Below are 14,648 nucleotides of genomic sequence, written 5' to 3'. Positions count from 1 at the left end.
GTTTTTAAAGAAGTGTGGCTGGCGGCAGCGACGTCCTGCGCGAATTGTCGTATAAGCGAATTTTACGCTTTTGACAGGGGAGCGAGATGAATAAGGAGTCGATTTTTCGCCAACTAGAACAACGGATCGCCGGGCGAGCGCTGACGGCGGAAGCGCTGGGCGAGTTTAACGCTATGGCCATCGCCGATAGCTTGAAGCAAAAACGCAGCATCATCAGCCATCATCTGAATAATCTCCATCGCGAGCAGCGGGTGGTCAAAGTGAACGGTCGCCCGGTGCTGTTTTTACCCGTTACCGTTCTGCGCGATCATCACCGCCTGGCGGTTCGGCACGGCGAATACGCCTCCATTCAGGCGCTGTGCGCGGATCGTCAGGATAGTCTGGCGCAGCTGATTGGCGCGCAGGGCAGCCTGCAGGAAGCATTGCGCCAGTGCAAGGCTGCCATCAGCTACCCTGGCGCAGGTCTGCCGCTGCTGCTGCGGGGCCCTACTGGCACCGGGAAAAGTTTTCTAGCTCGCCAGCTCTGGCACTACGCAATAGATGAAGGTATTTTACCTGCCGATGCGCCTTTTACCGTATTTAACTGCGCCGAGTACGCGAATAATCCAGAACTACTGACCTCGAAGTTATTTGGTCATGCGAAGGGGGCCTTTACCGGCGCCGATAAGGCCGTTCCTGGTCTTATCGAGACCAGCAACGGCGGGGTGTTGTTTATCGATGAGGTTCATCGGCTGCCGCCCGAAGGCCAGGAAAAGTTGTTTCATTTTATGGATAACGGTAGCTGGCGCCGGCTGGGGGAGAGCGCCGACGAGCGCAGCGCCACGGTGCGGCTAATTTTTGCTTCAACCGAGGATCTGGAAAAACACTTCCTGGCGACCTTTATTCGCCGTATTCCGGTGATTGTAAAAATTCTGCCGATCGCTGAACGCGGCCAATTCGAGCGGCTGGCGTTTATCCACCACTTTTTCCGCCGTGAAGCCCAGCGTTTGAACCACGATCTGGCGCTGGATGGCGAAATCGTCAGCCAGCTAATGCGTGAAACGCTTGAAGGAAATGTCGGTGGGCTGGAAAATTTGATTCGCAATATTTGCGCCAGCGCCTGGACATTTGGCGAACGTGATAGCGGTCTTTTACATATAAAAGCGGGTTTGCTGCCCGACCGATTACTGGCGGATGCGCCTTTTACCCTTCAGCAAAATAGCGAGCGGGTTATGATTTACCGCGATGGCGACGCGCAGCCTCTTTTTTCTGGTCGTCACCATGAATACCAACGGCTAACGGAAAATATTTGTAGCCTGTGCGAGGAGTTGGCTCAGGATAATATTAGCGTGCGGACCTTTGAAAAGCTTATTTATCAGAACGTGACGCTCTATCTTGATGCGCTGATGAATCAGGAGAGTACGGTCTCTCTGCAGGACAAACGGCTGCGCTTTATTGAAGATGTGGGCAAAGCAATCGCTGTCAATTATGACCTTCAGCTAAATGTCGAATTCGCTTATCTTACCGGCCGCTACCTCACCAGCCTCCCTCTGGCGCCGCGCAGCGTTGCTGAGCCCGTGCGTCTGGTGATGCAGCGCTGGCTGGACTCCTCGGCGGGGCTGGCGCAACGCATCGCGGAGAAACTACTGGATGTCGTCAATAATAAATACGATCTGCTCATCGATACGCTTGACCGTCTGGCGATTACCGCCATTGTCAGTAATGCTATCGATGCGACCAGCGGCGGAAAAGTGAAAGCGCTGATAATCGCCCACGGTTATTCGACCGCCAGCAGCATTGCCGGCGTTGCCAACCGCCTGATTGGCGAGAAGATCTACCAGGCCATGGATATGCCGATGGAGGTGGCGTTTAACGATGTCAGTCGCGCCGTGGTTGATTATCTCCAGCATACGGACACGCGTGCGGGTGTGATGGTGCTTATTGATATGGGCTACACCAAGGAGATTGCCGATGCGCTTTTGTCGGTGATTAACGGCCCGCTGGTAGTGGTGGATAACGTCACGACCCGCATGGCGCTGAACGTTGCCAGCGAGATCGCGTTGGGAAAAAACATCGAACAAATCGCCGAAGAGATCGTGCCGCTTAATCAGTCGCGTTGGGATGTGTTCTGGCCCGCAGAAAAAAAAGAGCGTGTGCTGCTGGTGACCTGTATTACAGGTATCGGTACCGCATTTAAATTTAAAAATCTGATGGAGAAGAGCCTGCTCAACGATTTTGATATTAACATCATCGCCTGCGAGTATACGCGCTTAAAAAACAGTCGTACGGCGGTATCGTTGCTCCACCAGTATGAAGTTATTGCGGTCGTGGGTACCCACGACCCGCAGCTGGCCGGAGTGCCCTGGGTTGGCATTGAGGAACTACTTGGCGAGCAGGGGCATCGACATCTAAGTCAGCTCTTAAGCGGCTATCTTAATGAAAAGCAAATTGCGCTGATTAATAAAAATATGGTTCGTGAGTTTTCACTGCATAACGTTGTCAACTCTCTGACGATACTGAATGCTGGAAAAACCATGGGCCATATCGAAACCATTATCGCTGAGTGGCAAAATACGCTTGGTTTTCATTTTAATAATAACTTAATTATCAGTTTATATGTGCATCTCAGCTGTATGATTGAGCGTCTGGTAATGCGTAATGAAATTAGCCATTATAAAGATCTTGAGCAATTTACCCGCCAGCATGGCGAATTTATTGCCATGGTGAATCACTCGTTCCAGCGCCTGAAAATACTCTATAACGTGGCGCTACCGGTAGCGGAAATTGGCTATATTCACGATATTTTTGAATTACGTATTGAAGATTTTAGCTGGTAATCCTCAACGCAGCCCCGGAGAATTACGCCGGGGCTGGCAGGCGGTTAGCGAATCAATATTCGACTTTCCACATATAGCGGCGGGTGGTCAGCGGGTGGTTGCGAGCGGTGGCCAGCGCCAGGTTGTAAACATCCAGTACGCAGTTGTGCAGCAGGCCGCAGAAATATTCGCGCACGCTGGCGTGCAGTGCGTCGATTCCCACCTTTTCCACGTCAATAATCTGCAGTTTTCCCTGGTAACGTTCGATAAAGCGGATCGCGCGATCATCCAGCGGGCGGGTGCGGCCGCTGCTTTTTAATAAAATAAACGGCGTTCCCGTTTCGGTAATCTCAAAGGGGCCGTGGAAATACTCGCCGCTGTGGATGCTGGCGGAGTTAATCCACTGCATCTCCAACAGAATACAGATGGATTCCTGATGCGCGGCGCCGAATGAGGGGCCGCTGCCCATCATGTAGATGACCTTTTCGGTCTTCCAGGCTTCGGCAAAATGGCGCGCATCCGCCTGAACCTGCTGCTGAGCGCCGCGTACCACGGATTCAAAACTGGCAAAGGCGCTGACCATCTCATCGTAATGGGCGTATCCCTCAGTTTGCGCAAGCACTTCCAGCGCCAGCCACAGGCTGTATGCCGCTTTTTGCTGCGTCGGATCGACGGTTTCGGGATAGCGCGCCCAGCAGTATTCAATAGTGTAATCGCTGTGTTCGCACAGCGGCGTGCCGGGGGTATATACCAGTCCAATAGTGGCGGCGCCTTTCTGACGCGCGATGCGGGCGGCTTCCACCGTTTCAGCGGTGTTGCCCTGCTGCGAGGCGAGGATCACTACGCTGTTTTTACCTAACGCGTTCGGCGTCGCATGGACAAATTCATTACTGGTAACATAGCCGACGGCCAGCTTTTTAGCTTCACAATCGAGAAAATATTTCCCCGGCCAGAAACCGGTTAATGAACCACCGCAGCCAACAAACCATACGCGCTCAATGTGCTGCTTAGATAAAATATCGCGAATAATAGTATGTGCGTTTTGATGAGCTATAGACATATTGGTCTCCTTGGGATGTAACGGGTCCTCCGCTGAAACGCGGATAACTTTTACTATGCGTCAATTAATTGAGTTGTTTACTTTTCATTTTCTGGTGGAAATGCGGATCCTTCGGTATTGCGGGATCGATGCCCTTCACTGGCGGCAGTCGGGCACAAACCATTTGTAACGGAATAATATATTCAAAGACCGCAAAGTCGGGATCGTTAATAAATGCGAAGGGCATATTTTTGCCGTTATTTTCGACTTGTGGACCAATGCGATAAATATGCTGAGTCCAGCCGCCAAGTATTTCCGCCAGGCGATCCTGACGCTCATCGGGAAACGGATCGAGCATGATCAGGGTAGAGCGCTCGTCGAAGGCGTTATAGATCCCGTGGATGAACTCCTCAAATTCGTAACCGGCAACCGGACAGCGTAGCGTTTCAAGCATCTTTAGCGCACCTTCCTGAACGGTGCCAAACAGCCTTGCCGGACCGGTCAGGCGAATGTCCGCGCTGTCGATAAGCGGTCGGGCATGATTGAGAACCCACGCCTGCGAGGCCTCAATGAGCGTCGGCAAATGATTAAACGTGGTATCCATGCGGACGAGTAGCGCCTTGCGCTCCTCATCGCTCAGGCGCCGCTGGCGACTGGCGACAGCAAGCCCCAGCAGCATCAGATTAAGTATGGTGCAGTGATACCCTTTGGTTTTGGCGCCAGCCCGCTCTTCTCCACAGGGTACTGTTAAGACCAAATCTGCCGCCCGGTCGATAACGGCTGGCGCTTCCCCGGCCATGGAAGCGGTAAGATGCCCGGCTGCCCGGGCGCGTTCCATTGCGGCGAGGGTAGAGAGGCTGCCGCCTCCCTGAGAAATGCCGATGACCAGCGCTTTGTCGCTGAGGGTCAGCGCCGAATCATCCAGCAGAAAAGGCCAGTAGACATCAACGGGTAGCCTGCACCACTGCTGCATAAACGAGCGGGCGGTCAGCGCGCCGTGATAAGAGGTACCGGAGCCGGTCAGGATAATACGCGTGACGCCGCGCTCCGTTAGCGCTTTTGCCGCCTGCCAGAGATCTTCCCGCGTCTGCGTCAGCATAGCGAGCAGACAGGCGGGTGTTTCATTCATATAGTCTTCTACGTGCATAGGTGATATTCCTCTTCTTAAAGCAGGCCTAGCGCGCTGGCCGCCATGCCAAACGCGACGGTTCCTAGCAGGATCCAGTTAATATTGACTCCCTTGCGGATCAACTTGTACATCCCAAGGGTGAAAAGCAGCGGCAGCAGCGAAGGAAGTATTTTGTCAATAAACTCCTGCGCCTTCATGGTGGTCTGCCCGGCGGTAAAGCTGAGCGGGGTGGTGATATCTATCATGCTGGCGGTCATCGCGCCGACGACCATGAGGCCAACAATTGATGCGATATAGGTCACCCGGTCCATAAGGCCGCTTTGGTAAATTCTCATCAGCCAGGTCGTACCCGCCCGGTAGCCGAGCTTGAGGCCATACCAGCGGCACAAAAGATGCGGCAGGTTATAAACTAACAGCGCCAGTATCGGTCCCAGCAGGCTGCCCTGCTGGGCGAAATAGATACCCATCCCGGCGGCGATAACCTTTAATGATCCCCAGAATATGGAGTCGCCGATGCCCGCCAGCGGCCCCATCAGGCTGGTTTTAATCGCGTTTATCGACTCCTCATTAAATTCGGGGTTACGCTGGTTCTCTTCTTCCATGGCAATCGACAGGCCGAAGATAAAGGTCGAGAGATGGGGCGTGGTGTTAAACAGCACCAGATGACGCTGCAGGGCGCGCCCCAGCTCCGTTGGGTCCTGATAGATGCGCTTCAGGGCTGGCGACATTGCGAAGGCATAGCCCATATGCTGCTGGCGCTCGTAGTTCCAGGAGCCCTGTAGGGTAAAGGAGCGCCAGAACACGCTGCGTAAATCGCGGGCGGTGATGCGGCTTGCATCATCGCTTTGCGGCTGGGTAGCGCCAGTCACAGTTTGCGTCATTTCGCTCATGATTAGCTCTCCTGCTGCTTAAGATTAAGGAACTGGCTGATGATAAATGCCAACACCACAGCGAACAGCGCGATGGCGATGATATCCAGTTTGGTATATGCCGCTATCAGAAATCCCAGACCGAGGTACGGCATCAGTTTGCTGCTGAGCATCATGCTGATCAGCAGGGCGAAGCCGAGCGCTGGCAGGATCTTACTGGCGACGATCAATCCATTGGTTATCACCGGCGGAATGGCCTCCAGGAACCAGCTTACCGCCGAAGAACCAAGCAGAATGGCAAAAAATACCGGTAGAAATCCGTTTAAAAAATAGAGTAGCGTCGGACCGGCGAGGTGCATCAGGCCGACCATTCGGGTATTACCCTGTGCCGCATAGCGGTCCGCCAGATGACCAAAGCGGGCGTTCACCACGCGCACCAGGATTCCCAGCGTCTGCGCCAGCATTGAGACAGGGATGGCGATGGTGAGCGCAGCCTCTGGACCACGACCGGACATGATCGAAAACGCGGTGGCCAATACGGAGCCGGTCACGATATCTGGCGGGTGCGCGGCGCCGATGGCGACGTTGCCGAGGAAAATAAGCTCCAGCGTAGCGCCAATCAGAATCCCCTCATGTAAATTACCGCAGACCAGACCGGTGAGGGCGCACATCACCAGCGGTCGATCGATCATTGATACCCCAAGCAGGCGGCCATCAAGTATCCCCAGGGCAGCGATCAGTCCGAGTAACGTTGCGGTGAGCAACATAGTGACCTCCGAAGTTAAAGTTGGTCGTTAAGGAGTTCAGCCGAGTGGGCGGGTACCTGACGCATCTCCAGCCGAATACCTTTTTCTTTTAGCGCTCTGCTATGGGCGATTTCCTCTTCGGTCAGATAGATGGCCTTGCCGAATTGTCTTGCCCCTTCCTTCTGTGGCAGACCGCCGTAATTAATTGCGCTAATTCCCGGGACTTTTTCCACTAGCGCGAGGGTTTCCGCAGTATTGCCCAGGACCACCATGACTTTTTTATGATCCAACTTGCCGCTGTTAAGCTTTTCCGCCGCCTGTTCAACGGTGGCGATGTCCAGCGTGACGCCCGCTGGCTTTGCCAGGTTAAGCGACATCGTAATGAAGGCATCCGCCGCGGCTTTGGCGTTGGCGACGATGATATGGTCGATATCCAGCGCTCGGGTCCAGGCAAAAACCACCTGGCCGTGCAGCAGCCGATAATCAATGCGCACGAGTTTAATCATGAGATTCTCCCTGTGGGTCAGAGGATGGTTGTGTTATTAGAGGATTGATGAAAACAATGGATTCACGCGCCGCGCTGGTGGCGTAGATAATCGCGGCCTCGGTAGTGGCTTCTTCGCACAGCAGAAACTCCAGCAGCAGAGTCAGATTGATGCCGGCGACCACGAAAACGTTGCGATGTCGCATCAAGACGCTCACGGCGCTATTGTTGATACTGCCGCCAAGCAGGTCGGTGAAGATCACCACTTCATCACCATTCGCCTGGACGATGAGATGCTCCAGGGTTTGCTCCAGCTGTTCGGTGGTCACGATATCTTCGTCATAGGCGCAGACCGGGATAACGCCGTGTTCGTCGCCAATCAGCAGCGACAAACTGTTCACCAGTCCGCGAGCAAAATGGCCGTGGCTGGCCACATAGATATGTTTCACCCGGTTTCTCCTTCATCCAGATAGCGGTATCTGTTAAGAGCAAAGGGCGTGCCAGAAATGAAAAGTATTATTTATCAATTAATTAAATCGTCTGGTTCACACTAAAGTCGTTATTCCTGGCACAAGCGGGATTATGAGCGCCAGAAACTTGGCACAAACGGCAGAAAAGAGGGGGAAAGAGTGGGTGAAGAAAGTCCCGGGCGAGACGCTGCTGCGCCATGGCCCGGGCGTTCCCGGCAGAAGGGAATTAAATCTCGGTAATGGTCGTCGACTGCGGCAGACGCGACTTCGGCAGGGTAGCGTTGAAATCTTCTACGCTATGGTGGCCGACCGGGACCACCACCAGGCTGGTGTAGCCCTGGGCTTTCAGGTCAAATTCCTCATCGAGGATCGCAAAATCGACCCCTTCAATCGGCACGGCGTCGAGACCCATCGCCGCTACGCCCAGCAGGAAATTGCCGACGTTGAGATACACCTGTTTCGCCATCCACTGATCGTCATCTTTCAGCTCTTTGCGGTGCATATCGGCAAAGAAGGTGCGACCCTTGTGGTTAGCGGCTTTTGCGTCCGGGGTGGCGAAACGGCCATCGGCCTCTTCCTGATCCACCACGCGCTGCAGCCAGGCGTCGTCCATCGCGGTTTTCGCGCAGAACACCACCACGTGCGAGGCGTCGAGAATTTTACGTTCGTTGAACACGTAGGTGCCGCTGGCGGCTTTCGCCACGCGAGCTTTCCCTTCATCGGTGCTGGCGACAATAAAGTGCCACGGCTGGGAGTTGGTGCTAGACGGGCTGTACTGCAGCAGCGTTTTCAGCTGTTCCGCTTCCCCGGCAGTCAGCTTTTTCGTGGCGTCAAAGGCCTTGGTGGAATAGCGCTTCAAAGCGACCGATACGATATCCATAACTCTTCCTCACAGTTTACAGCACCTTACCGGTGCGTTCAGGAGAGGAAGAGTACAGCGAAGATCGCAAAATGATAAGGGTGAAAAATGCGATAACACTTATCGCATTTGGCTGAAAATCAGCGCGGACGCAGGCGCTGCTGGGCCTTTTTACTCAGCTTGTTCACCACCTGATGCCACGAATCGTCAATCAGCTCGGCCAGCAGATCCTCGCTGATATCCTCTCCTGGCACCACCGTGATCCAGTGTTTCTTGTTCATATGGTAGCCGGGTTCGATACTGCGATAAATTTGCTGATTCAGCAGCGACTTCTGCGGCTCGGCCTTGAGATTGACCAGCGCCCGGCCGCGAATAGTCATGGTGATCATAAAGATGCGGCCGTCGACCTTAAACACGTCGTACTCTGGCCCAAAGGGCCAGCAGTGTTCGGTAAACGGGTAGGTCAGGGCGATACGGTGAGCGCAGGGATGCAGTGTTTCCGGCGTCATTAGGCGTCCGCCTCATGCAGGGCGTGCCACATGGCTTCAAAGCCGAGGGCGATAATCTCCCGGGCGCGCTGCGGATCGTGGCTGGCGAATTCGATGGTGGTTTCCGCCAGCGACAGAAACAGGGCGTCGCCAAAGGCGCGGTACGCCTCGCTGAGGAATGTCTCTTTCACCGACAGCTGGCACATTTCGTTGAGCTCCGGAAAGCTCTCTTTTACCTGGCGGCGGGTTTCGTCGGTGATGCGCTCGCTGAGCGCCATCCGGCGGATCGCTTTGTGCTCCATCGGGTTGCGCACGCCCCAGTCGATATAGCTGTTCCAGATATTGCGCGCGTTCTCTTTCGGGCGCTTCTCGTCCGGATCCAGCCCGGCGATCATTGTGCGCACCAGGCGCAGCTTAATCGCGAGGTACAGCTCGTTGAGCAACTCATCCTTGGTGGCGAAATAGCGAAACAGCGTTCCCTCGGCCACACCGGCGCTGCGGGCGATGGCCGACGTCGAGGCGGCTATGCCGGACTGGGCGAAAGCCGCGGTGGCAGCTTCCAGTAACGCTTGCTTTTTATCTTCACTCTTTGGACGAGCCACTACTTTTTTCCTCACGCAGGTTTAAACAAACCGCCGATCTTGGCACGTCTGACCAGGTCGCTGCAACGGCGGAACGCAAAAATTGAAAATCGTCTTGACGACTTTCATCGCTTTCCTAATAATGAGTGCGTACTCACTCATAATCAAGTTATATCATAAAGCCTCCGGGATGGGGGCTTTTGTCTGGTCAGGATATGAACCGTGTCACTTTCAGCGTGGTCGCCATCATGTTACTCGCAGCAGCAACGACATTGCCGTTTGTTCTTAATGCCGGTTTTGGTAAGGCGCCGCAGGGGGCACAGCTTAGCCAGGTGGAAGCGTCTCCCCACTACCGGGACGGCCAGTTCCATAACCAATTGCCCACGCCAGGGTTCACCGGGCAGAAAAATATGCTGGCGGCGTGGTGGGATTTCCTGATGACCAAACGGGAAAACGCCCGTCCCGCGCAACCGCTGCCGCTGGTGAAGACCGATCTGGCGACGCTGCCCCTCGGGCAGGACGTGATGGTCTGGCTCGGCCACTCCTCCTGGTACCTGCAGCTGGCGGGAAAACGCATCCTGATTGACCCGGTGTTCAGCGATTACGCGGCGCCGTTCTCTTTTATCAATAAAGCCTTCCCCGGCGACTATCCGTGGCGGGCGGAAGGGATGCCGGAGATCGATCTGCTGATCATCTCCCACGATCACTACGACCATCTGGATTACGCCACCATTCGCGCCTTACTGCCGAAAATTAAGCGGGTCATTACGCCGCTGGGGGTCGGATCGCATCTGCGCTACTGGGGAATGGACGGGGCGCTGATTACCGAAGCGGACTGGCAGCAGGCGGTACCGGCCAGCGACGAGCTCACCGTCCACGTGCTGCCGGCGCGGCACTTTTCCGGCCGTGGGCTGAAGCGTAACCAGACGCTGTGGGCCAGTTTTCTGTTCGTTACCCCGCAGCAAAAGATTTATTACAGCGGCGACAGCGGGTATGGGCCGCACTTTAAAGCGATAGGCGATGAGTTCGGTCCGGTCGATCTGGCGATCATGGAGAACGGGCAGTATGACCAGGACTGGAAATATATCCACATGATGCCGGATGAAACGGCTCAGGCTGCCGACGATCTGCGCGCTCGCGCGGTGCTGCCTGGGCATGCAGGACGATTCGTTTTGGCGAAACACAGCTGGGATGAACCGTATCAACGGCTGGCGGCTGCCAGCGAAGGAAGGGCCTGGCGTCTGCTGACGCCTGTGCAGGGCGAGCCGGTGTGGGTCGCCGATAAGACGCAATCATTTAACGCCTGGTGGCGCTAAGCGCCAGTGCAGTATCAGAGGAGAGAGCATATGACGATTTCCGCTCAGGTGATTGATACTATCGTCGAGTGGATTGATGATAACCTGCATCAACCGCTGCGTATTGATGATATCGCTCGCCATGCCGGGTATTCGAAATGGCATCTGCAACGGCTGTTTTTACAGTACAAAGGGGAGAGCCTGGGGCGCTATATTCGCGAAAGGAAGCTGCTGCTGGCCGCCCGCGATCTGCGCGACACCGATCAGCGGGTCTACGATATCTGCCTCAAGTATGGCTTCGATTCGCAACAGACCTTTACCCGCGTCTTCACCCGGACCTTCAATCAGCCGCCGGGCGCCTACCGCAAAGAGAACCACAGTCGCGCCCACTGAGGCGCGCCTCTCCTGGTTTACCGCTCGAGGGAAAACCAGCGACGCCACACCCAGCGCAGCACCAGATACTCAATGGCGCCCAGCGCTAAGAACCACAGACAAAACAGCACCGTATAGAGCTGGTTGAGATCCATCATATGGAATGTCTCAACCAGCTTTTGCGCCAGCGTCAGGCCCAGCGAAGGCGCGGGCAACAGCAGACAGGAGAGCAGGGCCAGCAGTAAGATCCCGGCGGCGGAGAGCAGCGTTTCCAGTGGATGTTTCATGTCATGTTAATCATCAGTTAAAAAACATATTGTCCGGTAAAATAATGCTTAACGCAATATGCTTTGTTTTTTTACTCGCTATAACACGACTATTTTAAATATTATCGCCTGCCTTTCGCTCTCATGTTAATTAATCTGAAATAATTTGTAATTAAGTTAATTGCAGCGGGTGTAAATTAACGTCATTATTATGCCAGCGCTTTTACAAAACTGTAAGTGCTATATCCCACCAGCGTGGCAATGATAATGGCTAACGCGATGTACAGCGCCAGACGGCGCCCGCGGTAGATTCCAAACATATTTTACCTCGTTTAGTTTTGGTTTATTAATATTCTGTAATAGTTGGTTTGTGGAATTAACTTATCACAAAATTTTTATTTTGCGAAAAATTTAGACTTGTATTGGTTCACATTTTTATCGGCATTTTTGCCCTCTTTTACTTCATTGGCCAGGAATGATTTCAGGCTTTCCGACTCACGGAATTTATAAGGAAAATGTAAATTGACCAAGATGAATAACCCAAAGTTTACGACGCCCTCGGGCGACACCGCGCCACGGCAGGTCTGGCAGCAGACCGTTGACGCAGTGCTGGCGCAGACTAAAAGCCAGGCCGCTGGGTTAAGTTCCGCAGACGCCGCCGAGCGCCTGAATACCTGTGGGCCGAATGCGCTGCCGGAAAAGAAAGGCAAACCGGGCTGGCTGCGCTTTCTCGCCCACTTTAACGACGTACTGATTTACGTGCTGCTGGCCGCCGCGGCGCTGACCGCCATCATGGGGCACTGGGTCGATACCCTTGTGATCCTCGGCGTGACGGTGATTAACGCCCTGATCGGCCATATCCAGGAGAGCAACGCCGAAAAATCGCTGCAGGGGATCCGCAACATGCTCTCCAGCGATGCCCGCGTCCAGCGTAACGGCAAGCATGAGACTATCCCGACGCGCGACCTGGTTCCGGGGGATATCGTTATCCTGCGCGCCGGCGACCGCGTGCCGGCGGATATGCGCCTGATTGAAACCCACAACCTGCGGGTGGAAGAGGCGATCCTCACCGGCGAGTCGACGGTGGTGGATAAAATCACCGACGCGCTGGAGGGCGATCTGCCGCTGGGCGACCGGGTGAACATGGTCTTTTCCGGGACCACCGTCAGCGCCGGCGGCGGCGTCGGCGTGGTGACCGCCACCGGCGCGCAGACCGAACTCGGCCATATCAACCAGATGATGGCGGGTATTGAGAAGCACCGTACCCCGCTGCTGGTGCAGATGGATAAGCTCGGCAAAGCGATTTTCGCCATTATTCTCGCCATGATGGTGGCGCTGTTTATCTTCAGCCTCGCGCTGCGGGATATCCCGATGGGCGAGCTGCTGCTGTCGCTGATTAGCCTGGCGGTAGCCGCGGTACCGGAAGGACTGCCGGCGATCATCTCGATTATTCTGTCGCTCGGCGTGCAGACGATGGCGCGCAAGCGGGCGATTATTCGTAAGTTGCCGACCGTGGAAACCCTCGGCGCCATGACCGTGGTCTGCTCGGATAAAACCGGCACCCTGACGATGAACGAAATGACCGTCAAAGCGATCATCACCGCCGACTGCTGCTATCGGGTGGAAGGCGACAGCTACGAGCCGCAGGGGCGGATCTTCCTCGAGGGGAGCGATGAGCCCGTGCAGGTTCAGCCCGGCACCGTGCTGGAGACCTGGCTGCGCACCATCGACCTGTGTAACGACAGCCAGCTTACCCAGGATGAGCGCGGTCTGTGGGGGATCACCGGCGGGCCGACCGAAGGGGCGCTTAAAGTGCTGGCGGCGAAAGCGCAGCTCCCGGCGGTGGAGGCCCGTCTGGTGGCCAAGATCCCCTTTGACTCGCAGTACAAATATATGTCGACCCTGCAGCACATCGATGGCAATGCCCGGGTGCTGATCACCGGTGCGCCGGACGTTATCTTCGCCATGTGCCGCGAGCAGATGAGCCGCCACGGCGCGGTGCCGTTCGAGGCGCAGTACTGGGAAGAGGAGATGGCGCGCTTCGCCCGTCAGGGACTGCGGATGGTGGCGGCGGCCTGTAAGCCGGCCAGCCTTGATGCCACCACCCTCAACCATGAGGACCTGCAGGAGGGACTGATTTTCCTCGGCATCGCCGGGATGATGGATCCCCCGCGTCCGGAAGCCATTGACGCCATCCACGCCTGCCAGACCGCCGGCATACGCGTGAAAATGATCACCGGCGACCACCCGCAGACGGCGATGAGCATCGGCCAGATGCTGGGGATCACCAACAGCAGCCAGGCCATGACCGGCTACAAGCTGGAGCACATGGACGATGCGGCGCTGGCGAAGGCGGCGGTGGAGTACGACATCTTTGCCCGTACCAGCCCGGAGCATAAGCTGCGCCTGGTTAAAGCCCTGCAGGATAACGGCGAAGTGGTCGGCATGACCGGCGACGGCGTTAACGACGCGCCGGCGCTGCGCCAGGCCGACGTGGGTATCGCCATGGGTATCAAAGGCACCGAAGTCACCAAAGAGGCGGCCGACATGGTGTTGACCGATGATAACTTCGCCACCATCGCCAGCTCGGTAAAAGAGGGCCGTCGGGTCTATGACAACCTGAAGAAGACCATCCTCTTCATCATGCCGACCAACCTGGCGCAGGGGCTGCTGATCATCATCGCCCTGCTGGCGGGGAACATTATTCCGCTGACCCCGGTGCTGATCCTGTGGATGAACATGGCGACGTCGGCGACGCTCTCCTTCGGCCTGGCCTTTGAGGCCGCAGAGCGCAACGTGATGAACCGTCCGCCGCGTAAAACCGGCCAGCATGTGATGGATGGTTTCGCCGTGTGGCGAGTGGCTTTCGTCGGGTCGATGATCGCGATTGCCGCCTTTATCCTTGAGGCCTGGCTGGCGCCGCGCGGCCACAGTCCGGAGTTTATCCGCACCGTGCTGCTGCAGATGCTGGTGACGGCGCAGTGGGTCTACATGATCAACTGCCGCAGCAGCGACAGCTTCTCCCTGAGCATGGGTCTGCTGCGCAACAAAGGCATCTGGCTGGTGACCGGCGTCCTGCTGCTGATGCAGCTGGTCATTATCTATGTCCCGCTGATGCAGAGCATGTTTGGTACGGAAGCGCTGCCGCTGCGCTACTGGTTTGTCACTCTGGTCATCGGCGTCGCCATGTTCCTGGTGGTGGAAGTCGAGAAGCGTCTGACGCGCCGGTTCCGCAAAACGGCCTGAACAATCTCG

The 14,648-nt window shown here is 55.8% G+C and carries 14 protein-coding genes; 4 read left to right on the top strand and 10 right to left on the bottom strand.

All coding sequences use genetic code 11. The annotated features are described in order from the left end of the window. Positions 1–86: 86 nt before the first annotated feature. On the top strand, positions 87–2,816 hold the full coding sequence (locus AB1E37_RS18800) for a sigma 54-interacting transcriptional regulator (RefSeq protein WP_002893000.1): 2,730 nt from the start codon (positions 87–89) through the stop codon (positions 2,814–2,816). Between the two features lie 52 nt (positions 2,817–2,868). Here AB1E37_RS18800 and AB1E37_RS18795 read toward each other — a convergent pair whose 3' ends face one another. The 9 genes from AB1E37_RS18795 to AB1E37_RS18755 form a co-directional block, all read right to left on the bottom strand. Further along, on the bottom strand, positions 2,869–3,855 hold the full coding sequence (locus AB1E37_RS18795; RefSeq protein ID WP_004147471.1) for an SIS domain-containing protein: 987 nt from the start codon (positions 3,853–3,855) through the stop codon (positions 2,869–2,871). Positions 3,856–3,919: 64 nt separating this feature from the next. Further along, entirely contained in the window at positions 3,920–4,981 is a 1,062-nt protein-coding gene (locus AB1E37_RS18790; protein ID WP_004223491.1) for an SIS domain-containing protein, read from the bottom strand. A gap of 17 nt (positions 4,982–4,998) precedes the next feature. Beyond that, entirely contained in the window at positions 4,999–5,853 is an 855-nt protein-coding gene (locus tag AB1E37_RS18785; protein ID WP_004176976.1) for a PTS system mannose/fructose/sorbose family transporter subunit IID, read from the bottom strand. Between the two features lie 2 nt (positions 5,854–5,855). Then, positions 5,856–6,599 carry a PTS mannose/fructose/sorbose/N-acetylgalactosamine transporter subunit IIC gene (locus tag AB1E37_RS18780; protein WP_004183295.1) on the bottom strand — a complete coding sequence of 248 codons (744 nt, stop codon included), beginning with the start codon at positions 6,597–6,599 and terminating at the stop codon, positions 5,856–5,858. Positions 6,600–6,613: 14 nt separating this feature from the next. Then, complete coding sequence (locus tag AB1E37_RS18775; protein ID WP_004176974.1) at positions 6,614–7,084, bottom strand: PTS sugar transporter subunit IIB; 471 nt, start codon at positions 7,082–7,084, stop codon at positions 6,614–6,616. Beyond that, positions 7,077–7,511, bottom strand: a complete 435-nt coding sequence (locus tag AB1E37_RS18770) for a PTS sugar transporter subunit IIA (RefSeq protein ID WP_002893017.1) — start codon at positions 7,509–7,511, stop codon at positions 7,077–7,079. Before AB1E37_RS18770 ends, AB1E37_RS18775 begins: the two co-directional genes overlap by 8 nt. A gap of 247 nt (positions 7,512–7,758) precedes the next feature. Beyond that, complete coding sequence (gene nfsB, locus AB1E37_RS18765) at positions 7,759–8,412, bottom strand: oxygen-insensitive NAD(P)H nitroreductase (RefSeq protein WP_004178896.1); 654 nt, start codon at positions 8,410–8,412, stop codon at positions 7,759–7,761. Between the two features lie 119 nt (positions 8,413–8,531). Then, a complete protein-coding gene (locus tag AB1E37_RS18760; protein WP_004142557.1) occupies positions 8,532–8,900 on the bottom strand; it encodes an MmcQ/YjbR family DNA-binding protein in 369 nt (122 codons plus the stop codon). Beyond that, a complete protein-coding gene (locus AB1E37_RS18755) occupies positions 8,900–9,481 on the bottom strand; it encodes a TetR/AcrR family transcriptional regulator (RefSeq protein WP_014599061.1) in 582 nt (193 codons plus the stop codon). Before AB1E37_RS18755 ends, AB1E37_RS18760 begins: the two co-directional genes overlap by 1 nt. A 179-nt stretch (positions 9,482–9,660) precedes the next feature. Between AB1E37_RS18755 and AB1E37_RS18750 the strand changes: the two genes are divergently transcribed. Further along, complete coding sequence (locus AB1E37_RS18750; RefSeq protein WP_020316605.1) at positions 9,661–10,776, top strand: MBL fold metallo-hydrolase; 1,116 nt, start codon at positions 9,661–9,663, stop codon at positions 10,774–10,776. Between the two features lie 30 nt (positions 10,777–10,806). After that, entirely contained in the window at positions 10,807–11,148 is a 342-nt protein-coding gene (locus AB1E37_RS18745; protein WP_002893035.1) for a RamA family antibiotic efflux transcriptional regulator, read from the top strand. Positions 11,149–11,165: 17 nt separating this feature from the next. Here the strand turns inward: AB1E37_RS18745 and AB1E37_RS18740 are convergent, their stop codons facing one another. Further along, positions 11,166–11,414, bottom strand: coding sequence for a DUF1158 domain-containing protein (locus AB1E37_RS18740; protein WP_002893037.1), 249 nt, complete (start codon positions 11,412–11,414; stop codon positions 11,166–11,168). Positions 11,415–11,915: 501 nt separating this feature from the next. Between AB1E37_RS18740 and AB1E37_RS18735 the strand changes: the two genes are divergently transcribed. Further along, a complete protein-coding gene (locus AB1E37_RS18735; protein WP_004223496.1) occupies positions 11,916–14,639 on the top strand; it encodes a cation-transporting P-type ATPase in 2,724 nt (907 codons plus the stop codon). The last annotated feature ends 9 nt before the right edge of the window (positions 14,640–14,648 follow it).

The sequence above is a fragment of the Klebsiella sp. Shm-1 genome (genome assembly GCF_040804525.1).
In the GTDB taxonomy this organism is placed as follows: domain Bacteria; phylum Pseudomonadota; class Gammaproteobacteria; order Enterobacterales; family Enterobacteriaceae; genus Klebsiella; species Klebsiella pneumoniae.
The sequence above is the reverse complement of the archived record's forward strand: the minus strand, read 5'-3'. Positions and strand labels throughout refer to the sequence as shown.

What these genes read in the sequence shown, in the direction of transcription:
- AB1E37_RS18740 (WP_002893037.1), bottom strand. Translation starts at nt 11,414, where the DNA reads ATGAAACATCCACTGGAAACGCTGCTCTCCGCCGCCGGGATCTTACTG.
- nfsB (WP_004178896.1), bottom strand. Translation starts at nt 8,412, where the DNA reads ATGGATATCGTATCGGTCGCTTTGAAGCGCTATTCCACCAAGGCCTTT.
- AB1E37_RS18800 (WP_002893000.1), top strand. Translation starts at nt 87, where the DNA reads ATGAATAAGGAGTCGATTTTTCGCCAACTAGAACAACGGATCGCCGGG.
- AB1E37_RS18790 (WP_004223491.1), bottom strand. Translation starts at nt 4,981, where the DNA reads ATGCACGTAGAAGACTATATGAATGAAACACCCGCCTGTCTGCTCGCT.
- AB1E37_RS18745 (WP_002893035.1), top strand. Translation starts at nt 10,807, where the DNA reads ATGACGATTTCCGCTCAGGTGATTGATACTATCGTCGAGTGGATTGAT.
- AB1E37_RS18785 (WP_004176976.1), bottom strand. Translation starts at nt 5,853, where the DNA reads ATGAGCGAAATGACGCAAACTGTGACTGGCGCTACCCAGCCGCAAAGC.
- AB1E37_RS18760 (WP_004142557.1), bottom strand. Translation starts at nt 8,900, where the DNA reads ATGACGCCGGAAACACTGCATCCCTGCGCTCACCGTATCGCCCTGACC.
- AB1E37_RS18775 (WP_004176974.1), bottom strand. Translation starts at nt 7,084, where the DNA reads ATGATTAAACTCGTGCGCATTGATTATCGGCTGCTGCACGGCCAGGTG.
- AB1E37_RS18780 (WP_004183295.1), bottom strand. Translation starts at nt 6,599, where the DNA reads ATGTTGCTCACCGCAACGTTACTCGGACTGATCGCTGCCCTGGGGATA.
- AB1E37_RS18795 (WP_004147471.1), bottom strand. Translation starts at nt 3,855, where the DNA reads ATGTCTATAGCTCATCAAAACGCACATACTATTATTCGCGATATTTTA.